Origin of the sequence: Amycolatopsis nivea, from assembly GCF_004522235.1 — a bacterium.
GTDB lineage: Bacteria > Actinomycetota > Actinomycetes > Mycobacteriales > Pseudonocardiaceae > Amycolatopsis > Amycolatopsis nivea.
Genome location: NZ_SDLT01000013.1, coordinates 139,321 through 159,444 on the forward strand (window position 1 = coordinate 139,321; position 20,124 = coordinate 159,444).

19 protein-coding genes are annotated in these 20,124 nt (G+C 68.6%); 7 read left to right on the plus strand and 12 right to left on the minus strand.

The window, feature by feature from the left end; genetic code table 11:
* The first annotated feature begins 227 nt into the window (after nt 1–227).
* From EIZ44_RS17820 to EIZ44_RS17830, 3 genes are all read left to right on the plus strand, one after another.
* A complete protein-coding gene (locus tag EIZ44_RS17820) occupies nt 228–782 on the plus strand; it encodes an Rv1733c family protein (RefSeq protein ID WP_235146610.1) in 555 nt (184 codons plus the stop codon).
* 446 nt (nt 783–1,228) lie between these two features.
* Entirely contained in the window at nt 1,229–1,678 is a 450-nt protein-coding gene (locus tag EIZ44_RS17825; protein WP_043828603.1) for a helix-turn-helix domain-containing protein, read from the plus strand.
* The gene (locus EIZ44_RS17830) at nt 1,675–2,217 is read left to right on the plus strand and encodes a toxin (RefSeq protein WP_037810612.1); all 543 of its coding nucleotides are present in this window, start codon (nt 1,675–1,677) and stop codon (nt 2,215–2,217) included. Before EIZ44_RS17825 ends, EIZ44_RS17830 begins: the two co-directional genes overlap by 4 nt.
* Before the next feature lie 581 nt (nt 2,218–2,798).
* On the opposite strand, the gene EIZ44_RS17835 is transcribed toward EIZ44_RS17830, so the two are convergent.
* Both EIZ44_RS17835 and EIZ44_RS17840 read right to left on the minus strand, forming a co-directional pair.
* Nucleotides 2,799–6,188, minus strand: coding sequence for an aminotransferase class I/II-fold pyridoxal phosphate-dependent enzyme (locus tag EIZ44_RS17835; protein ID WP_134729830.1), 3,390 nt, complete (start codon nt 6,186–6,188; stop codon nt 2,799–2,801).
* Between the two features lie 107 nt (nt 6,189–6,295).
* A complete protein-coding gene (locus EIZ44_RS17840) occupies nt 6,296–7,237 on the minus strand; it encodes an NAD-dependent epimerase/dehydratase family protein (protein ID WP_134729832.1) in 942 nt (313 codons plus the stop codon).
* 265 nt (nt 7,238–7,502) lie between these two features.
* On the opposite strand from EIZ44_RS17840, the gene EIZ44_RS17845 reads away from it, so the two are divergent.
* Nucleotides 7,503–8,633, plus strand: coding sequence for an MAB_1171c family putative transporter (locus tag EIZ44_RS17845; RefSeq protein ID WP_134729834.1), 1,131 nt, complete (start codon nt 7,503–7,505; stop codon nt 8,631–8,633).
* Here the strand turns inward: EIZ44_RS17845 and EIZ44_RS17850 are convergent.
* The 5 genes from EIZ44_RS17850 to EIZ44_RS17870 all read right to left on the minus strand — a co-directional run bounded on the left by EIZ44_RS17850 (nt 8,615) and on the right by EIZ44_RS17870 (nt 11,813).
* Entirely contained in the window at nt 8,615–9,265 is a 651-nt protein-coding gene (locus EIZ44_RS17850) for a hypothetical protein (protein WP_037815101.1), read from the minus strand. The genes EIZ44_RS17845 and EIZ44_RS17850 overlap by 19 nt on opposite strands.
* An 81-nt stretch (nt 9,266–9,346) precedes the next feature.
* Nucleotides 9,347–9,655, minus strand: coding sequence for a thioredoxin (trxA, locus tag EIZ44_RS17855; RefSeq protein WP_043835003.1), 309 nt, complete (start codon nt 9,653–9,655; stop codon nt 9,347–9,349).
* Complete coding sequence (locus tag EIZ44_RS17860; RefSeq protein ID WP_043835005.1) at nt 9,655–10,044, minus strand: MerR family transcriptional regulator; 390 nt, start codon at nt 10,042–10,044, stop codon at nt 9,655–9,657. The genes trxA and EIZ44_RS17860 overlap by 1 nt, the downstream gene beginning before the upstream one ends.
* A gap of 29 nt (nt 10,045–10,073) precedes the next feature.
* Nucleotides 10,074–11,273, minus strand: coding sequence for an FAD-dependent monooxygenase (locus EIZ44_RS17865; protein WP_134729836.1), 1,200 nt, complete (start codon nt 11,271–11,273; stop codon nt 10,074–10,076).
* 84 nt (nt 11,274–11,357) lie between these two features.
* Nucleotides 11,358–11,813 (minus strand): MarR family winged helix-turn-helix transcriptional regulator, encoded by a 456-nt coding sequence (locus EIZ44_RS17870; protein WP_037815113.1) that lies wholly within the window; start codon nt 11,811–11,813, stop codon nt 11,358–11,360.
* A 55-nt stretch (nt 11,814–11,868) separates the two neighbouring features.
* On the opposite strand from EIZ44_RS17870, the gene EIZ44_RS17875 reads away from it, so the two are divergent.
* Together EIZ44_RS17875 and EIZ44_RS17880 are read left to right on the plus strand one after the other, a co-directional pair.
* Nucleotides 11,869–12,684 (plus strand): class I SAM-dependent methyltransferase, encoded by an 816-nt coding sequence (locus EIZ44_RS17875; RefSeq protein WP_043835011.1) that lies wholly within the window; start codon nt 11,869–11,871, stop codon nt 12,682–12,684.
* A gap of 80 nt (nt 12,685–12,764) precedes the next feature.
* Nucleotides 12,765–14,249, plus strand: a complete 1,485-nt coding sequence (locus tag EIZ44_RS17880; RefSeq protein WP_134729838.1) for an alpha/beta hydrolase — start codon at nt 12,765–12,767, stop codon at nt 14,247–14,249.
* A 60-nt stretch (nt 14,250–14,309) separates the two neighbouring features.
* Here EIZ44_RS17880 and EIZ44_RS17885 read toward each other — a convergent pair whose 3' ends face one another.
* From EIZ44_RS17885 to EIZ44_RS17895, 3 genes are all read right to left on the minus strand, one after another.
* Nucleotides 14,310–14,717 carry a hypothetical protein gene (locus EIZ44_RS17885; RefSeq protein ID WP_037815122.1) on the minus strand — a complete coding sequence of 136 codons (408 nt, stop codon included), beginning with the start codon at nt 14,715–14,717 and terminating at the stop codon, nt 14,310–14,312.
* A 65-nt stretch (nt 14,718–14,782) separates the two neighbouring features.
* Nucleotides 14,783–16,165 carry an aspartate aminotransferase family protein gene (locus EIZ44_RS17890; protein WP_134729840.1) on the minus strand — a complete coding sequence of 461 codons (1,383 nt, stop codon included), beginning with the start codon at nt 16,163–16,165 and terminating at the stop codon, nt 14,783–14,785.
* 168 nt (nt 16,166–16,333) lie between these two features.
* Nucleotides 16,334–16,819: an Lrp/AsnC family transcriptional regulator gene (locus tag EIZ44_RS17895; protein WP_134667429.1), complete on the minus strand. Its 486-nt coding sequence runs from the start codon at nt 16,817–16,819 to the stop codon at nt 16,334–16,336.
* Between the two features lie 188 nt (nt 16,820–17,007).
* Here EIZ44_RS17895 and EIZ44_RS17900 point away from each other — a divergent pair, with 188 nt between their 5' ends.
* Entirely contained in the window at nt 17,008–18,378 is a 1,371-nt protein-coding gene (locus EIZ44_RS17900; protein WP_106961400.1) for an APC family permease, read from the plus strand.
* A gap of 117 nt (nt 18,379–18,495) precedes the next feature.
* On the opposite strand, the gene EIZ44_RS17905 is transcribed toward EIZ44_RS17900, so the two are convergent.
* Both EIZ44_RS17905 and rho read right to left on the minus strand, forming a co-directional pair.
* Entirely contained in the window at nt 18,496–18,993 is a 498-nt protein-coding gene (locus tag EIZ44_RS17905; RefSeq protein WP_205673199.1) for a GNAT family N-acetyltransferase, read from the minus strand.
* Between the two features lies 1 nt (nt 18,994).
* The gene (rho, locus tag EIZ44_RS17910) at nt 18,995–20,062 is read right to left on the minus strand and encodes a transcription termination factor Rho (RefSeq protein ID WP_134729844.1); all 1,068 of its coding nucleotides are present in this window, start codon (nt 20,060–20,062) and stop codon (nt 18,995–18,997) included.
* Nucleotides 20,063–20,124 lie beyond the last annotated feature (62 nt).

Consider the following 20,124-nt stretch of genomic DNA (forward strand, 5'->3'; position numbering starts at 1 on the left):
ACCCTGCCCCCACAAGGCGCAACCTCCGCTCGTCGTCACCCACACGGGTAGTCCCCGGGCCCGGAGGTAAGCGAAAACACACCGGATCCCCAGGAAAAACATGAAAAACGTTGTGCGGGACACAGCGCTCGCGCGCGCGAAAGAGGACCATGAGAGGCATGCGGAACAGGACTCGGGCAGGCAGACCACCACACCCTGGTAAACGATTGCTCCGACGGCTCGGCGCCGTGCGCAACCCGCTCGTGCGACGGTCGGACCGGATCGAAGGCGTACTCGCCGGGATCGTCACGCTGCTGGCGCTCATCGCGATTCCCTTCGCGATGATGATCGGCAGCGAGGACATCGCCGCGGAGACCGCCGCGTCGGACGCGCAGCTGCAGTCGCGGCACCAGGTCACCGCCACGGTGCTGACGACGGCCGCGCAGCCGGCCGCCTCAGTCGGCGACAGCGCGCCGATCGCGAACACCGCGCGCGTGAACGCGGTCTGGAAGCCCCCGCACGGCGTGCAGCGGACCGGCGTCATCACGGTGCCCGCCGCCTCCGCGACCGAGGGCTCGACCACCGACATCTGGCTGGACGACAGCGGCAAGCAGACCACCGCCCCGCTGACGCACGCGGACGCGGTCACCAACGGCGTGCTCGTCGCGGCCTTCTGCTGGCTGTGCGCGGTCGGCGTGCTGGGCGGCGCGTTCTGGATCGCGCGGCGAGTGCTCGACCACCGGCGCGCGGCGCGGTGGGCTGACGAATGGGCGCAGTTCGCCGGTCCGGAAGCGGTTCGCTGACAGCTCTGCCAGCCATGGTGCTTGCCGGAGGTTCCGCACCGGAACACCTCCGGCCTCAGCGCAGTCGGCTGCTGGACAGGCGTGATCCGTCAGTCCGGCGCCCGCCGCTGCCATCTACCGGCTCCCGAAGTTCCGCACATCCCCCGGCGCTGGCGCGCTCCGCGGTCCGACCAGCGGCGTAGTGCGCCGGGCCCGGAGGCAGTTCGCTGACACGTCTGCTGCCTCCGGACCCGGCCTCGGCGGACCGAGCGGGGCGACACCCCCAGCGTCGCCCCGGGCCGGTACTACGCCTGCCGCTCTTGCCCGGTTTGTGTGGCGAGTTAGCCACCAGCTATCTCGTTGAGGCACAGTCTTGTGGAGCCCTCCGGCGATTGTCAACTGTGAGCTAATCTGAGATAGTCGCCTTAGCTGAGAGCAATCAGCTGCAACTGGAGGGGCGTAGCAGCATGTCCGAAGACACTCAGCCGGCGGATGCCCGGCCCACCCTGGCCTCCAGACTCGACGACCTGTTCCGCACGGTGCGCCCGCAGGGGAGGCACTGGACGAACGCCGAGGTGGCAGCCGAACTGAAGCGGGCCACGCCGGAGCTGAAGGTCGGCGCGGTGTACCTGTCTCAGCTACGCACGGGCAAACGGACCAATCCGTCTCAGGAACTGCTGGCCGCACTGGCGAAATTCTTCGGCGTCTCCGTCGCGTACTTCTTCGACGACGAGGTGGCCGGATCGGTGCTGTCGGAGCTGGCCGCGGTGGAGGCGATGCGCCAGGCAGGCGTCCGCGCGGTCGCCATGCGCGCGGCGGGCATGCGCGAGGAAAACCTCCAGGCGATCACCACGATCATGGACCAATACCGCAAAATGCAGGGGCTGCCCCCGGTCACGGACGAAGCGGCGCGGTGACCGGCACCCCGTCCGAAGCCCCGCAGCGGCGCGAGCAGCTGCGACGGATGCGCGACGAAGGCGCCCAGCGAATCGCCGAACTCGACCTCCCGCCGAAGTACGACCTGGCCACCCTCTGCGCCCGCCTGGGCGAAATCCGCGAACGGCCGATCACCCTCGTGCCGCTGCCGATGCCAGCGTCGCACCCGTGCGGCATGTGGGTAGCCGCACGGGGCGAGGATCTGATCTTCTTCGACGCCAACACCACCGGGGCGCACCAGGAGCACATCATCTTGCACGAGCTGGGCCACATCATCTGCTGTCATCGCGGCTCGGGTCTCCTTGACGACGAGAGCGCCCGCTCGCTGTTCCCCAACCTGGACCCGGACATCGTCCGGGACATGCTGATGCGCGCCACTTACGACGACGCACAGGAACAGGAAGCGGAGATCATCGCCTTCCTGCTGTCGGAACGCATGGGCACGCCGTCGAAACCCATCGCCGAAACCCCCAAAGCAGGGGAAAAGCCGATGGACCGCATCGAACGCTCGCTCCTCTAGCGCACCGGTACGTGAGGGCCGCCCTCACGGACGATGATTCCCTCAGGGTTCCCCTCACGACCAGCCGAAGTACGTGAGGGGCCCCTTCACGGACTTAGATTCCCTCGAGGAGCCCTTCACGGACCACCCCGCCGGGGCTCGCAGCCGTCGGCCGGGATGCCGCCCCAATGTGGCATTGGGTGCGGGGGACGCACCGAACGCCACATTGGGTGCATCTGACGCACCCAATGCCACATTGGGGCGCTAGCCCCCACCACGAACCACCCGCAGCCAGTGCACCCAACGATCGAAGCNCACCACGAACCACCCGCAGCCAGTGCACCCAACGATCGAAGCACCCAGCCACACCCTCGCAGCCGATGCACCCAACCATCAAGGCACCCAACCGCAGCCGATGCACCCGCTATCGAGGCACCCAGCCCCTCCCCCGCACCCCGATACGAAGCCTCCCTGCGGGCGGTGGGGGCTTGTCAAGGCATCTTTCCCGCCTTGACAAGCACCCACCGCCCGTCAGCACAATCAAGCTTCGGGGTGCCCCACGCAACCAACGGGCGCAATGTCGCCGCCAGGCGACGAGCCGCCTACCTCAACCCACCCAACTCAGCCCCCAAAACCCCCACCGCATACCGCAGCTGATCCTCCCGATGCTCACTGGTGATGAAGAACCTCAACCGAGCCAACTCCTCATCCACCGCCGGATACAAAATCGGATCCACCACCACCCCCCTTTCGAACAACGCCGTAGCCAGTCTCAACGCGACCCGGGAACTCCCCACCACGCAAGGCACGATCGGCGTCCCCCCAGCCACCCCAGTCGGCACCCCCGCCGCAGCAGCCAGTTCCAAGAACAACCGGGAATTCTCCCGCAACCGCACCAATCTCTCCGGCTCTTCCTTCAACACACGAAGCGCCGCAAGCGAAGCCGCAGCATTAGCCGGAGTAATCCCCACACTGTAAACAAACCCAGGCAACGAATACCGCAACCACCGCACAGTCCGAGCCGACCCAGCCAGATACCCTCCGCACCCGGCGAGCGACTTCGACAGCGTCCCCATCCAGAGATCAACCCCGGACCGATCCACCGCGAAGTGGTCCCCAACCCCAGCCCCGCGCGGACCCATCGTCCCGATACTGTGCGCCTCGTCAACCATCAGCAACGCCCCATAGCGCCGCTTAAGCTCAATCAACGCAGGCAGATCCGCAAGATCCCCGTCCATGCTGTAAACGCCTTCAACCACAATCAGCACCCGCCGGAACCGTGACCGCGTCCGACGCAGCACGTCCTCCAGCCGTGCTGTGTCGTTGTGCGGAAACGGTTGCCGCGTAGCCCCGGACAGCGCACACCCTTGCAGAATGCTGTCGTGCGCCAGCGAATCGTGCACGATCAAATCCCCGGGCCCGACCAGATGACCGATCGCCCCGACATTCGTGGCGTGCCCGCTCACCAGGACGAGACTGTCCTCGACCCCGAGGAACGCGGCCAGCTCCGTCTCCAGGTCCCGCGACAAATCCCGGTCCCCGGCAAGCAATCGGCTGCCGGACACGGAAGTCCCGTACCGCTCGACCGCGTCGTGCACCGCCGCAGTCACCGCAGGGTGCCCGGCCAGCCCAAGGTAGTTGTAGCTGGAGAAGGACAGGTACTCCCGCCCGGACACGGACGTCGTAGCGTCCATCCGCCCCTGATGCTTGCGGAAGTACGGATTAGGCACCCCGAGATCGTCGAACTCCGTCAACCGCGCCTCGATAGCCGCTGCTTCCGGGAACTCCTCGATCGCCGCACTGGCCGGATCCCACGACGGAGCCGGAGCAGCCGGAACCGGAGCGGCAGGCACCAAATCCGTTGCCGGAGCGAGCATCCCGGCGACCGCCCCCACCGTCAGCGACCCCGACTGCTCGACCTCCACCGGAGCCCCCGGGAACCGCTTCCGCAGCCGCGCTTCCAACTCGGTGAGCATCAACGAATCGAAGCCGAGATCGTCCACCAGCAACTGCCCGGCATACAACTCGCTGACCGGAAACGCGGTCGTCCGCGCGACTTCCTCGAGCACGATCGCCAGCACATCCCGCGCGGACGTCGTCTCCTCCGTCTCCTCGACCGGCGTCGCGGCAGCCCCGAGCGGCTCCAGCGTCTGCGCCTTGGCGAGCTTCGCGTCGTCGACCACCCAGTGCCGGCGCGGGCTGAGCGGGCTCGGCGGCAGCGTGCAGCGCGGCAGGCCGTCCGCCACCGGACGCAGGCCCGCCCCGGCGACCGCGCGGGGAGCCAGCTCGGCCGGCACCCCGTCCTCGATCGGCTCCGCTCCCGGTGACACCACACCAGCGAACACGCCTGGCACGAGCTCGCCGCTTTGGCCGGATTCGAGCGCGACCGACGCGGCGACGAGCTTGGACACCGCGTCCGCGACGTCGTCCGCGGCCACCGCGAGCCGCTCCGGGAAGAGCGTCCGGCGAGCCAGCGTGCCCGCGACGGCGGCCAGCGGCGGGTTCTCGCTGCCGAGCGCCTCGGCCACCTCGCGGGCGTGCCTGGCGAGCCCGGCCCGGTCCCGTGCGGTGAGCAGCAGCAGCCGCGGCGTCTCGGCGGGCGGCGGTTCCTGCGCCGCTTCCTCGACGACCACGTGCACGTTCGAGCCGCCGAAGCCGAACGCGCTCACCCCGGCCCGGCGCGGTCCGTCGCTGTCCCACGGCGTGGCCTGGCCCGCCACCTGGAGCCCGGCGTCCCGCAGCGGCAGATGATCGGCCGGTTCGAAATCCGGCTGCGGCAGGATCTGTCCCTTGTGGACGGACAAAATGGACTTGATCAAACCGGCGATTCCCGCGGTGCCAAGGGAATGCCCGACGACCGACTTCGCCGCCCCGAGGTACGCCGGGTTCTCCGCGCCGCGGCGCAGCTCGCTCAGCGCGCTGATCTCCACGTCGTCGCCGACCGCGGTCGCGGTGCCGTGCGCTTCCAGGTACCCGACCGACGCCGGGTCGACCCCCGCGTCCTGGTACGCCCGCCGCAGCGCCCGCAGCTGCCCGGACTCCTGCGGCATCATGCCGCCCTTGACCGTGCCGTCGTTGGACAGCCCGACGCCGCGGATCACCGCGTACACCCGGTCGCCCGCCGCCCGTGCGTCCGCGAGCGGGCGCAGCACCAGGACGCCGGCCCCCTCGCCGAGCACGAATCCGTCCGCCCGGCGGTCGAACGGACGGCATTCGCCTGCGCGCGAGATCGCGCCGATCCGGCACAGGCCCACGAACAGGTCCGGGGCCAGTACCAGCTGCGCGCCGCCGGCGACGGCGATCCGGCAGCGGCCCGCGCGCAGGGCGAACACCGCGTTCGCCACCGCGGTCAGCCCGCCGGAGCAGGCCGAATCGAGCGCGTAGCTCTCTCCGTGCAGGTCGAAGACGTTGCTGATCGAACTCGGACCCATGTTGAGCAGCAGCCCGGCCATCGCGGTGGCGTGCAGGCCGCTGACCGCGGACGCCGCCTCGGCCATCGCCGGATCGCCCGCCCGGCCGAACTCGCCGCCGATCAGCTGTTTCATCCGCAGGTGCAGTGTGCTCATGTCGCGGTAGCCGCTGTCGCTGAGCGACATGATCACCGACGTGTCTTCGCGGTCGAAGCCCTCGGCTTCCCATCCCGCGTCCTGCAGCGCCTCGCGGGTCAGGTCGACCAGCAGCCGGTGCTGCGGATCGAGCGATTTGGCCCGCCGCGGCGGGATCTTGTAGTGCCCGGCGTCGAAGTCGCCGACGTCCTCCAGCAGCGCCATGCGGTCGGAGTAGACCGCGCCGCTGTCCCGGAAATCCTCGTTGTAGAACGCCTCCCGCCGCCACCGCGAATCCGGCACCCGCCGAAACTGCGGTTTGGGCTCGCTCAGCAGATCCCAGTACTCGTTGACGTTGCGCGCCCCCGGAAAACGGCATCCCATTCCGACAACGGCGATGTCCTGGCTATTTTCGGATTCTTCCCACCCAGATCTTACGGACCCCATGGCATGACTTCCTCGTGCCGATTCCCACCCAGTCGACACCGAGATTGCCCGTTCTTACCCAGTTTTTCAAGGGCATTGGGCAAGGTGCGGAGGAATGCACAGGCATCTCAACTCACGGTAGCCAACCGATCACGCCACCAGCGCACAGTGGCCGGGAATTGATCTTTCTCGGGCGTCGGCGCGATCTCGAAAAATTCCTGTGCCGCACCGGAATCGAGGACAAACGGGCGGTCGAACTGGTAACGGACCTCCCGCAGCTCGCGCAGCATCGGCGAAACGAGCGCGGCCGCGTTCAGTAACATCGGGGAAAGCCGTTGCACAGGCACCGGAGGCACTCCCGCCGCCTCGCACAACAGCGCGACCATCACCCGGGCGGACCGCGGCGGACCAGTCGGCACGTGCCAGGCCTTGCCCCACGCGTTTTCTTTCCGCGCGGCCGCGACCAGCGTGCGCGCGACATCGGAAATGTACGTCCAACTGTGCGAGGCGTCCGGATCGCCGAGTACCTGCACCTTCTGCCCGCGCAGCACGTTCGGCACCACGCGAGCGGCGAGATGGCCGCCGTCGGTCACTCCGGGGCCGAAGAAATCGGAAGCCCGCACCTCGACCGCGCGGATGCGGCCCTCGTCGTGCAATGCGTGCAGTTGTTCGGACAGCAATGCCCGGATCCGGCCCTTGGTTCCGGTGGCCGCGAGCGGCAGATTCTCGGTGAGCGGACCATCGACCGGACCGTAACCGTACAAATTCCCCAGCGACACCAGCAGCGCGTCGTTCGCTTCGGCCGCGGCACAGATCGCGGCCTGCAACGGCGGCCAATCGGCCGCCCACCGGTGATACGGCGGGCTCGCGCAACTGTAGATCGCCGTCGCGCCCTTGGTCGCTTCGATGAGCGCGGCCTGGTCAGCGGCGTCGAGGGAGACGTGCTCCAGCCCCGGTTCGGGCTCCCGGGGCGACCGGCCGACCACCCGGACCCGCTCCCCTTGTTCAGCCAGCAGCGCGGCGGTGGCCGCCCCCGCCGGTCCGTACCCGATCACCACCTGGAGACTCATGGCGACACCCTAGCGACGGGCGCACCCCGTTGCGGCCGCTCACGACCCGGTCGCCCGCCGTTCACCGGAAGATCACCCGCGGCAGCGCTCGAGCAGGCGGCCGACACCCGGGATCCATCCGGAATTCGCCCAGGCCAGAACCAGTTTTCCGGCCCTAGTTCCGGCACTTGCGGTGGTGTATGGTCGCCGATCGTGAACAATTCCGCCAAGAGTGCCGCGCACACCGTTCCGCCCACCGGGCGCTGAGGCCGTTCCGGGGGCGCGAGTGAACACTCTGAAGATCATCTTATTCTCGCTGTCGGCGGTCTCCTCGTACGCGGCTTTGCTGTACAAGCTTTTCTCGATGCGTCGTTCGTGGCGCGACCCGGCCTACATCGTGCTGATGACGACGCTGATCCTGCAGTGCGTCACCTTCACCCTCGGCGCCCTCTCGCTCAGCATCGGCTCGCTGTTCGGGATCCCCAATCTGGCGATCTTGATCTTGCACCTGGCCGCGGTCGCCTACTGCATCAGCGCGCAGCTCCTGCTGATGCTGTGGGCCAATCCCCTGGCGGAAATCCGCACGCGGATCCGGGCGTGGATCGTTTCCGGCGCGGTGCTGTTCGTCGTGCTGACCGTGCTGTTCTTCATCGGCAACAAACCGGGCACCCCCGGCACCGCTTTCGCGGTGGGCAGCAGCGACCCGGTGATCCTCACCTACCTGCTGCTGTTCATCATTTCGCAGGCCGTGCCGTGCGTGACGATCTACCTGCAATGTCTTCCGTACGCGCGCAGCACGTCGCGCGTGTGGCTGCGCCGGACGCTGCGGACGCTCGCGGTCGGCGCGGTCGTGCTGTTCTGCTACTGCGCCACGCGCGCGGTGAACATCGTGAGCCCGGCGCTCGGCTGGCATCTCGGTGCGTGGGCGGTCGCCCCGTCGGTGTTCAGCGCGCTGGGCATCGTGATCGTGTCGTTCGGGCTGACCATGCCGTCGTGGGGCGAGCACGTCTCGTCGGTCGCCCGATGGCAGCGCAATTACCGTTCCTATCGCGCGCTCTACCCGCTGTGGCATTCGCTGTACGAATCGTCGCCGGGAATCGCGCTGGAACCGCCGGCCGAGGGAGACACCGACCGGCGCTGGTCGGACCTGCACTACCGGCTGCATCGCCGGGTGATCGAGATCCGCGACGGCTGGCGCGCGCTGCGCCCGTACATGGACCGCGCCGACGCCCCGGACAGCGACCAGGCGATGGCCGAGGCCCGCAAGATCCGCCAGGCGCTGGAGGCGAAGACCTCGGGCCTGGCCCCGGCGGAGAGCCAGGACAACGGCGCGTTCGACGACCACGACGCGAAGACGTTCGCCGCCGAGGTCGCCTGGCTCACCCAGGTGTCGGAGGCTTACGGCAAGCTGGCCTGAGCCGCGGGCCGCGGCTGCGGCTGGTCGCCCAGCAGCGTCTGGCCCTTCGTCAGCCACGCGAAACCGAACGCGAACACCGCGAGCGACTCCAGCCAGAGGGTCGGGTGCAGGGCCGCGGTGGCGGCGCTGAAGAACAGGCCGTTCACCACGATCAGCACCAGACAGGCGAGCATCACGATGCCGCACGTCCGGTAGATCGCATTGCGCGAACGTTTGCGTTTGGTCGGCGCGCCGTCGTCCTTCGTGAACAGGAAGAGACAGAAGAACGCGAGGGTGAGGAAGAAGATCGCGGCGAACACCAGATGCGCGATGCCGATCGCGTGCTCGGTGGGCGTCGGCGAGACCGGCTGGGTCGGGAACAGCGCGACGCCGATGCCGGCGATCGCGGCGACGTTGGCCGCGATGTCGTCGACGCGGCCGTAACCGCGGTAGGCGATCAGGAAGACGCCGATCGCGCACAACGTGCCGACGAAGACGTTCCGGAGATCGCTGTAGTAATAGCCGCTCAGCGAACCGAGCAGGCCGCCGCCCTCGAGCAGTTCCTTCCCGACGATCACGACGATCGGCAGCAGGATCCCGAGCACCCCGATGGCGCGGCGAAGGAACAGGTAAGAGCGCACGAAAGCGGTCATGGCACGGCCTCCCCGAAAGTCGTGCACTCTTTGTACCTGCTCCGTCACCCGCGCACCGGGCAAACCGGGAAGGACACCGGTTCAGCCCAGCAGCTTGTCCAGTTCGGCGAGCAGTTTCGCCTTCGGCCGGGCCCCGACGAACGACGCGACCGGGGTTCCGTCGCGGAACAGCATCAGCGTCGGCAGGGCCATCACCTGGTACGCGCGCATCGTTTCGGGGTTTTCGTCGGTGTTGAGCTCGCGCACGGTGAGGCCGGGCCGTTCCGCGGAGATCTCGGCGAGCACCGGCGCGATCATCCGGCACGGCGGGCACCAGTCGGCGGTGAAATCGACCAGGACGGGCTGGTCGTGGTCCAGGACGTCGGCGGCGAAGGTGGCGTCGGTGGTCATCAGGACTCCTCGGGTTCGGCAGTGCACGGGTCGGCCGGATGCGCGGTGGCGGCGGCGAGCTTGTCGAGCAAAGCGGCCCGGACCGCGGCGAGGTCGCGCATGCAGGCCTCGACCTCGTCCAGCTTCCGCCGGTACACCTCGACCGACGCCGGGCACGCGTCGCCCGCGTCGTGGCCGGTGCGGAGGCAATCGACGAACGGGCGGGTGTCGTCGAGGCTGAATCCGACCGTGCGCAGGGTCTGGATTTCCTTGACGAGCCGCAGGTGGTCCTCGTCGTACTCCCGATAGCCGTTCGCCGCGCGCGCCGCCAGGAGCAGGCCCTGTGCCTCGTAGAAGCGCAGGGCCCGCGTGGTGGTCCCGGTCCGCTGAGCCAGTTCGCCGATGCGCATGCCTGCGACGTTAAACGTTGTCGTCAGCGTCAAGGCAAGGCGTGCGCGTGGGGCTGGGGGTATTCGCGGTATTTGACCGCGTTCGCCGCGCGGTTGCCCATGTACTCGAAGAGGCGGCGGCCGATCGGGCCGGTCAGCTTGCGGTACATCCGGTTGCGCTTGCGCAGCTTCTCCTCAGTGGCCGGGACCAGGAAATCGCCCGAACCGGCTCCGTTGCGCTGCCCCACCCGGGCGGGCTTGCGCAGCCGCTGCTCGTAGCGGGCGAACGCGGTCACGTGGTCGCCGCCCGCCGCGGCCAGCTCACCGGCCAGCACCTGCGCGCCCATCATCGCGAGACCGGTGCCGGATCCGCCCGGCCCGGCGCACCAGGCCGCGTCGCCGAGCAGCACGACCCGGCCGCGCGACCAGCTGTCGAGCTTGATCTGGCCGACGGTGTCGAAGTACAGGTCAGGTGCGTCGGCGACCGCGGTGAGCAGCTGCGGGAGTTCCCATCCGGCGCCGGCGAAGACCTCGGTGACGATGTCCTTCTGCCGGGCCAGGTCGGGACGGCCGTATCCGTCCGGGTCGCCGCGGAAAGTGAGGCCGACAGTCACGGTCTCCGGATCGCGGTGGCTGGTGACGATCGCGCCGAGGCCGGGTTCGTTGTAGAGCAGGCCCGCGTGGTCGAGGCGCAGGTGGTTGGGCGCGGTGAACCCGGCGACGTGGTAGCCGAGGTCGGTGCGGAATTTCGCCTCCGGGCCGAACGCGGCCGTCCGCACGCCGGAGTGGATCCCGTCCGCGCCGACCACCAGGTCGAACCGGCGCGGGGCGCCGTGGCGGAAGGTGACGTCGACGCCGTCGGAGGTCTCGGTCAGCGAGGTGACGCGGTCGCCGAAGACGTACTCGGTGTAGTCCCTGGTGTGGTCGTAGAGGACGCGGGCGAGGTCGCCGCGCAGGACCTCCAGCTCGCCGTTGGTGAACCCGCTCGGCAGGGTGAAGGCGGGCTGTCCGGACGGGTCGAGCTGCACCTGCTCGCGCAGTGCGGTCTCGTGCTCCCGCAGGTCGTCGAGCAGGCCCATCGCTTCGACGAGCTTCATCTGCTCGCCGCGGAAGTCGACGGCCTGTCCGCCCGGCCGCAGCTGCGGCGCGGCCTCGACGACGGTCACCGAATAGCCGTAACGGTGCAGCCAGTAGGCGGCGGACGGACCCGCGACGCTGGCGCCGGACACGAGAACTGTCTTGCTGGTCATCTCTGCTCCCCTGGATCGGTAGGCGATGCGGCAAGACTGCGGCGCACCGCTTACCGCGCCCGCACGGAGCGCTGACGATCTCCGTCAGTCCTGCGCCAGCCGGGTGAGCATCCGGGAGAAAACGCGGCCGAGCAGCTCCAGCTCGGGGCCGCTGACCTGGTCGAAGAAATACCGGCGCACGAGTTCGCCGTGCTGCTCCCTGGCCGCCGCGACCGCCGCGCGACCGGCCTCGGTGAGCCGGACGTTCGCCCCGCGCGCGTCCTCGGTGCAGTTCTCCCGCGTGACCAGCCCGCGCTTGCACATCCGGCTCACGTGATGCGACAGCCGGCTGCGGTCCCATTCGACGGTCGCGCCGAGTTCGCGCATCCGCAGCACGCCGTCCGGTTCGTTCGCGAGCGGGACGAGGAGGGCGTAGTCGGCTCCGGAGATCCCGGCGTCGCGCTCCAGCTGCCGGTCGAGCGCGCTGCCGAGCGCCCGCTGCACGCGCTGGTAGGAACACCAGACCTCAGCCTCGCGCCGATCGGGCACCACGTCCGCCATCCGCTGATTCTACAAACAGAGGGCGGGATTTCGCGCCGGTGCGTAAGTTGGGAGAGTGACCAGGTCCGCGCAAGAAACCTTCTTTCGTGCCTTCCACGCAAGCCATCCGGCGGTTACGTCGCGCGCGTTCGGCGACGGCCGAAGCGGCGACGGGCGGTCGAGTTACGAGCTTCTCCGGGACGAGCTCGCTTCTCCGGGACGCGTACTCGACCTGGCTTGCGGCGACGGATTCCTGCTCGAACTCCTTGCCGCGGCGGGACATCAGGCGATCGGAGTCGACCTGTCGAGGGTGGACCTGGCCCTCGCCCGGCAGCGTCCGGCAACGGTCGCGGAAGGCCTGGCACAGCAACTTCCGTTCGCGGACCGCTCTTTCGATTCCTGCGTGTCGCACATGGCGTTCATGCTGATGACTGACATCGACGAGGTGGCCGCGGAACTGGCCCGCGTGCTCCGGCCGGGCGGACAGCTCTCGCTCGTCCTCAGCGGCGGGGCGGCCGAAGGCGGGGCCCGCGCCCTGTTCGGCAAGCTGCTGCGGGAAATCCTCGCCGACGTCCCGGCCGAGCAGCGGTTGCCTCCGCTCGGCGACAAGCGCACCCGCACTCAGGCCGGGCTGGACGACATCCTCGTCCCGGCCGGGTTCGCTCCCGTTCAGTGGCGCACCGAGAAGATCGACTTCAGCGGTCCGCTGGATCAGGTCTGGGAGTTCGTCTCGACCGTCTACAACCTCTTCCCGCTCGGCGAACCCGCTTGCCAGGCGCTGGAAACCGCCTTTCTCTCCCAGGCTCCGGCGCTGGCGCGGCCCGACGGGCTGATCCCGCTCGACTTCACCGTGCACCTGGCCAGCACCCGAACCGTCCACAAAGGACGGTAAACCCGCACTAGTGGCTCCTGTCACCTTCTGGCAAGATCGAGGGCTCCGACGTCTCCAGTTCACGCCGAAGGGGCAGGGCATTGGGTCTGGGCAGGAAACTGGCCGCCGCCATCACCGCGGTCACCGCGGCGACGGCGTTGTTCACCGCGGCACCGGCGACCGCCGCTCCCGCGGCCATCGACTGGAAACCGTGTCCTACCGGGCAAGGGGCCGAATGCGGCAAGCTCACCGTGCCGCTCGACTGGGACCGTCCCGGCGACGGCACGATCCAGCTCGCGCTCGCGCGGCGCAAGGCCACTGATCCCGCGCACCGGATCGGTTCGGTGCTCATGGATCCCGGCGGGCCGGGCGGTGCCGGTGCGGGCGAGGTGCAGAGCGGCTGGACGCTGTCGCCGAAGGTCACCGCGCAGTTCGACACGGTCGGGTTCGATCCGCGCGGGGTCGGGGAAAGCACCGCGATCCAGTGCGGTCTCGACGAGCTCACCGCGAAAAACCCGGTGCTGCCGAAGGATTCCGGCGAATTCCAGCAGCTGCTCGCGTACAACCGCGCGCTCGGGCGCAGCTGCGACCGGATCACCGGGCCGCTCGCCAGCCGTTCGGACACCCGCAGCGTCGTGCGCGACATGGACGCGATCCGTGCCGCGCTCGGCGACGAAAAGCTCACCTACTACGGCGTTTCGTACGGCACGCTGATGGGCCAGCAGTACGCCGAGGCGTATCCGGACCGGGTGCGCGCGCTCGTGCTCGACAGCAACATGGACCACTCGATCCGCAGCACCTGGGAGTTCCTGAGGACGGAAACCGAGGCCACGCAAGAGTTGTTCGAGCAGTTCGCCGACTGGTGCGACCGGACGACGTCGTGCGCGCTGCACGGGCAGGACGTCAGCGCGGTGGTGGCGGACCTGTACGCCCGCGCCGAACGCGGCGAGCTCGGCACCCCGGACGACCGGCTCGACCCGATGGCGTTCGTCGGGCTGATCTCGCAGAACTTCTACGGCCCCACCTGGGACAAGCTCGCGAAGAGCCTCGTCGACCTGCGCGACGGGAAACCGGCCGAGGCGTCGTTCGGCAAGGACGACATTCCCATTCCGAACCCGTTCAACAGCATCTTCTGCTCCGACTGGCGGCTGCCGGTCACCAGCTACCCGCAGCTCGACAGCTACCGGCGCGCGCTCGCCAGGGTGTCGCCTGACCTGCACTTCTCGCCGCTGGGCTGGAGCGCGGCGACGGGCTGCGCCGGCTGGCCGAGCCCGGTGCGCAACCCGCAGCATCCGCTGTCGGTCCGGGCCGGCGTGCCGCTGTTGATGCTGAACAGCCGTTACGACCCGGCCACGCCGTACAGCTGGGCGGTGCGCGTGTCGCAGCAGTCGGGTGCGCCGCTGCTCACCTACGAGGGCTGGGGCCATGGCGCGTACTTCAAGAAGAGCCAGTGCGTCATCGACGCCGCGGACGCCTTCCTGATCGACGGCACGAGCCCGGGTCGCGGCAAGCACTGCCCGGCGGTCGAGCCGAGCGTTCAGTCCAGGATGGACGGTGTGCGGCCGCCGGCCACGCAACCGTACTGAGCCAACGAAAAGCGGGGCCCCGATCGGATCAGGGCCCCGCATTTTCGTGGCTGCCGCCGCTCAGTAGTCGTCACGCCCGGTGAACTGCTGCTCCAGCAGCTCGGCCGAACCGGCGACGAGTTCGAGCGGATCGGTGAACTCGTTGAGGTCGAGGTTCAGCAGCGGCAGCGAATGCCGCAACACGAGGTGCTCGCCCATCACCACGAGCCCGCCGACCACCAGCGTCTGGCCTACCTCCGTGAGCACGGTGTGCAGATCGACCTCGTCCACGCGGGCGAACGGGGTGGCGATCTGCACCCAGTCCTCGCGCTGGTCGAAAATCTCCCTGGCGATCACCACGACCTGCGCGCGCCCCGTCGTCTCCGCGTCGTCGCCGAACAGGACCCGGATCCGGATTTCGCCCGGGTCGTCCCGGATCACCCGGTAGGTCTGCCTGATGTAGGCGACCAGGTCATTCCACTGCGCCACGCGCTTCCTCCCGTTGGTAGGCAACGAAGATCAGCGTAGCGGGACAACCCGGGCGGCAGCGGGCGTCAGAGCAATTTCCACGCTCCGGTGAGCGCCTCGCGCAGGATCTGCTCCATCTCGTCGAACTGCGGCTGGTCGCAGATCAGCGGCGGCGACAGCTGGACCACCGGCTCGGCGCGGTCGTCGGCGCGGCAGTAGAGACCGCCCTCGAACAGTGCGTTCGAGAGATAGCCGCGCAGAATGCGTTCCGATTCCTCGGCGGTGAACGTCTCCTTGGTCGCTTTGTCCTTGACGAGTTCGATGCCGTAGAAGAAACCGGTGCCGCGCACGTCGCCGACGATCGGCAGATCGGTCAGCCGGTCGAGGGTCGCCCGGAAGGCGGTTTCCTTGTCCAGCACGTGGCCGTAAAGGTTCTCGCGCTCGATGAGGTCGAGGTTGGCCAGCGCGACCGCGCACGAAACCGGGTGTCCGCCGTAGGTCGAGCCGTGCATGAAGGTCGCCTCGCCGCCGGCGAACGGCTCCATCAGGCGGTCGCTCGCGAGCACCGCGCCGAGCGGGGCGTACCCGGAGGTCAGGCCCTTGGCGGTGGTGATGATGTCCGGCTGGTAGCCGTATCGCTTGGCGGCGAAGTCGTAGCCGACCCGGCCGAAGGCGCAGATCACCTCGTCGGACACCAGCAGCACGTCGTGTTTGTCGCAAATCTCGCGGACCCGCTCGAAATAGCCGGGCGGCGGGACAAAGCAGCCGCCGGTGTTTTGCACGGGTTCCAGGAATACCGCGGCGACCGTGTCCGCGCCTTCGAATTCGATCGCCTGCTCGATTTGGTCGGCGGCCCAGCGTCCGTAAGCCTCGTAATCGTCGGCGTGCTCGGGCGCGCGGTAGAAGTTGGTGTTCGGCACCCGCAGCGTACTCGGCACGAGCGGCTCGAAATCGGCCTTCGCGCCGGGGATTCCGGTGATGGACAGCGCGCCCTGCGACGTGCCGTGATACGCGAGCGCGCGGCTGATCACCTTGTGCTTGGTGGGTTTTCCGGTCAGCTTGAAGTACTGCTTGGCGAGTTTCCACGCCGTTTCCACCGATTCGCCGCCGCTGACGGTGAAGAACACGCGATTGAGGTCGCCCGGCGACGCGGCGGCAAGGCGTTCGGCCAGTTCGAGCGCGGGCGGATGCGCGTGGCCCCACAGCGGGAAATACGCGAGCTGTTTCGTTTGCCGCGCAGCGGCTTCGGCCAGTTCCTCGCGACCGTGGCCGACCTGCACCGCGAACAGTCCGGCGAGCCCGTCAAGGTAACGCTTGCCGGTGTCGTCCCAGATGTAGGCACCCTCGCCGCGCACGATCACCGGGAAGTGCTCGGCCTGGCTGTGCCGCGTGAAGTGCAGCCAGAGGTTGTCGTGTGCGGCGGCGCCCTGGACGGTGGCGATCCCGGCGGGTTCGGCGGTCGTGGTCATGGCTCCTCGAAACGGGCCTCGAAGCTGCCGGCACGCACCGTGGCGCACCGGCCGGACTTCTCGGTTATCGCACGAGCCGAGGTCACTTGGCAAGCGGATCAGTCGTCGCTACCACCCACAACGACTAATTTCAGCAGTCTCATCGGGACAGACCTTCGGATTCCGTCGTCACCGGCGGTGCGTGCCCCACTGGTACGACTGTTTCCGCAGCTTGAGGTACACGAGCGTCTCCGCGGTGCGCACCCCGGGCAGCGTCCGGATGCGGTTGGAGATCACGTCGAGCAGCGCCTCGTCGTCGGCGCAGAGCACCTCGCACAGCACGTCGAAGCGGCCGGCGCAGAGCACGACGTAGTCGATCTCGTCCATTTCGGCCAGTGCGTCGGCGACCGGGTCGAGCGGTCCGTCCACGGTGATCGCGACCATCGCCTGCCGGAAAAGCCCGACCTGCAAGGGATCCGACACCGCGACGATCTGGATGACGCCCGAATCGGACAGCCGCTGCACCCGCTGGCGGACCGCCGCCTCGGACAGCCCGACCGCCTTGCCGATCGTGGCGTACGGCCGCCGTCCGTCCTCTTGCAACTGGGCGATGATCTGCTTCGAAATGTCGTCGACCACCGGCGGCACCGGCCGGTTCGGGTCCTGGGTCTGCATCCCGGGATCATCTCGGGTCGACCCTCCCGCGGGCAACCGGGGGCGTGGCACATCGTCGCCCTGAGTGTCCAGATGGCCCGTCGCCCGGGGTGCCCGACAACGGATTTCGTCGTCTTTCCGACGTTGACAACGGCAAACCCGTCCTGTTCCATCCGTCGAATTCCAGCGCCGCCGACGGAGGGATCCCCATGCCGCCTCATCCGGTCCCCGTCCAGACCGACACTGCCGCCGGTTCGCCCGCGCCCCGCTCGCTCACCAGATCGATCGGCGTCGGCGGCGGTACCTTGCTGACGCTGAGTTGCGTGACTCCCGCGTCGTCCCTGTTCGTTCTCGTCCCGCCGTTGTTCGGCTCGCTCGGCACCGGCACCGCGCTGGCCATCGGGCTCGCCGTGCTGCTGTGCGTGGGCATCGCGTTCTGCTACTCCGAACTCGGCACGCTCGTGCCCAGTTCGGGCGGCGAGTACGCCATGGTGTCCACCGTGGTCAGCCGGTTCGCCGGGTGGATCACCTTCATGCTGTCGTTCATCGTGATCCTGGTGGTGCCGCCGATCATCGCGATCGGGGTGGCCGACTACCTGTCGGTGATCGTGCACGTCGATCCGTCGGTGGCCGGCGCGCTGGTGATGCTGGCGTCCACCGGGATGGGCCTCGTGAACCTGCGGTCGAATGCCTGGCTGACTGGGATCTTCCTGGTGATCGAGATCGTCGCGATCGTGGTGGTGTCCGTGCTCGGCTTCGCGCACACCGACCGGCCGGCCGCGGTGCTCGTGCGGCCTAGCATGGACGGCGTGCATCCGATCGCGCTGGTCTCGGTGATCGCCGGACTGGCGGTGGCGTTGTTCGTGGTGCAGGGCTTCTCGACCGCGGTGTATCTGGCGGAGGAGATGCGGGAGCCGCACAGGACGGTGTCGCGGACCGTGTTCTGGACGCTCGGCGTCAGCGCGGTCGTGATCCTGGTGCCGGTCATCGCGATCACGCTGGGCGTGCCGGATCTCGCGACGCTGCAGGACCTCGACCTGACCGCGCTCGTGGTGAGCTGGAGCAGTTCGACGTTCGGCACGATCATCAGCCTGTGCATCGCGGCGGCCATCGTGAACGCGGTGATCGTGATGGTGATCCAGAACTCGCGCGTGCTGTACGCGTCGGGCCGGGATCGCGCTTGGCCGGAGCCGGTGAATCGCGCGTTGAGCGTGGTGAGCCCGCGGTTCGGCGCGCCTTGGGTGGCGACGCTCGTGGTCGGCGTCTCGGAAGCGGTGCTGTGCTTCGTGCCGGTGGAAACGCTGAGCGGCGTGACCGGGGTGGCTGTGGTCGCGCTGTACCTGGCGATCTCGGTGAGCGTGCTGTGGGCGCGGCGACCGGCGCACCGGCGTCCGCAGGTATGGCGAATGCCGGGGTGGCCGGTGGTGCCCGTGGTCGCGGTGCTGGCGCTCGGCTACGTGCTGGTGTCGCAGAGCCTGCTGGACCTGGCGATCACGGCCGGGGTGCTGGTGGTTTCGGCCGCGTACTGGTGGGGCTACCTGCGCCGGCGGTCGGATCGGTGGCTGGTGACAATTCCCTGACCTGTGCTCTGGTGAGGACGGACAGGTTGGTCGGGCGCAGTGCTTCGGTCGGCTCGAGGAGATGGTCGCGCGGGAGGGGCGGCCATCTGCTCACGACTGAGGATGGTTCGCCGTTTTCTAGGCGGGGCTGCCGAAGGAGATTGCGTAGAGCGCGAAGGGCTCGCCTCGGTGCGGGAAATCGTGGCGGTAAGCGAAGCCGAGCCGTTCCATCACCGCGCGGGAACGGGCGTTGTACACCTCGGTGAAGGCGACGACTTCCGCTGCGCCGAGGTCTCGTGCGCGGGCCAGGCCAGCGAGGCCGATCTCGGTCGCATAGCCGTTTCCCCAGCGCTCCTCGCGCACCGCCCAGCCGATTTCCAGCCGTCGCGCGCCGTCGACGTCCTGATAGGACAGTCCGCCTCGGCCGAGGAGTTCTCCCGATTCTCGGTGGTATGCCAGCCATTTGCCTACGCCGTCGCGTTGCCAGCTTCGGCCGATCTCCGCGGCGTGGGCTTCCGCGTCGGCGCGGGTCCATTGGCCGTACCAGCGGGCGATGCCAGGGTCCAAGTGAAGCCGGTACAGCTCGTCGGCAAGAGCCGGACCGATCGGGGTGAGCCGGAGGCGTTCGGTCTCCAACTCAGGCGGCCGCGGCAGTCGGAACAGCCAGGGAAGCGTTCACCCGGGCGATGAATTCCGCGTTGGACTTCGTCGTGCGGACCTGTTCCAGAAACTGTTCCGCGGCCCGCTTCGGGTCCTGAGTGGACAGTGCGCGGCGGACCTCGTTCATCACGGCCAGTTCCTGCGGCGGGACGATCAGCTCGTCGCGGCGGGTGCCGGAGCCGAAGAAATCTACCGCGGGGAAAACGCGGTGGTCGGCGAGCATGCGGTCCAGGCGGAGTTCCGAGTTGCCGGTGCTTTTCAGTTCCTCGAAGAACACGGTGTCCGCCAAAGAACCCGTGCCGACCAGTGCGGTGGCGATGATGGTGAGCGAGCCGCCGCCTTCGATGTTCCTTGCCGCGCCTAGGATTTTCTTCATCGGGTGCAGTGCGCTGGCGTCGACGCCGCCGGACAGGATTCGACCTGAGGTGCGGGCTGCCAGGTTGTACGCGCGGCCCAGGCGGGTCAGGGAATCCAGCAGCAGCACGACGTTGCGGCCGGTTTCGACCAGGCGTTTCGCGCGTTCCAGAGCCAGTTCGGCGACAGCGGTGTGTTCGGCGGGCTTGCGGTCGAAAGTGGACGCTACGACCTCGCCGCGCACCGAGCGGGTCATGTCCGTGACTTCTTCGGGGCGTTCGTCGGCGAGCAGCACCATGAGGTGTGCCTCGGGGTGGTTGACCGCGACCGCTTGCGCGATCGCTTGCAGCACAGTGGTTTTGCCGGTGCGCGGCGGGGCGACGATCAACGCGCGCTGGCCTTTGCCCAGCGGGGCGACCAGGTCCAGGACGCGCGTGGTGAGCTGGTGCCTGCTGGTTTCGAGGACCAGTCGCTGATCCGGGTGAACGGGGGTGAGCCGGTCGAAATCGGGACGGCGTTCTCCGGGCGGACGGCCGTTGACCGAGACGAGTTCGCCGTCGTCGAGGACGAGTTCGTCGCCGCGGCGCAGGCCGTGCGTGCGGATCAGGGACAGCGGCACGGACGGGCCGCCGGGGGCGTAGCCCAGGGTGGCGGTCTTGCCGTGGATATCGAGAATTCCTTGCTGTGTCATGGTTTATGGCTCCTTGAGCAGTGACAGTCGACGCGGAAAGCGGACCGCCGGATGAGACGAAG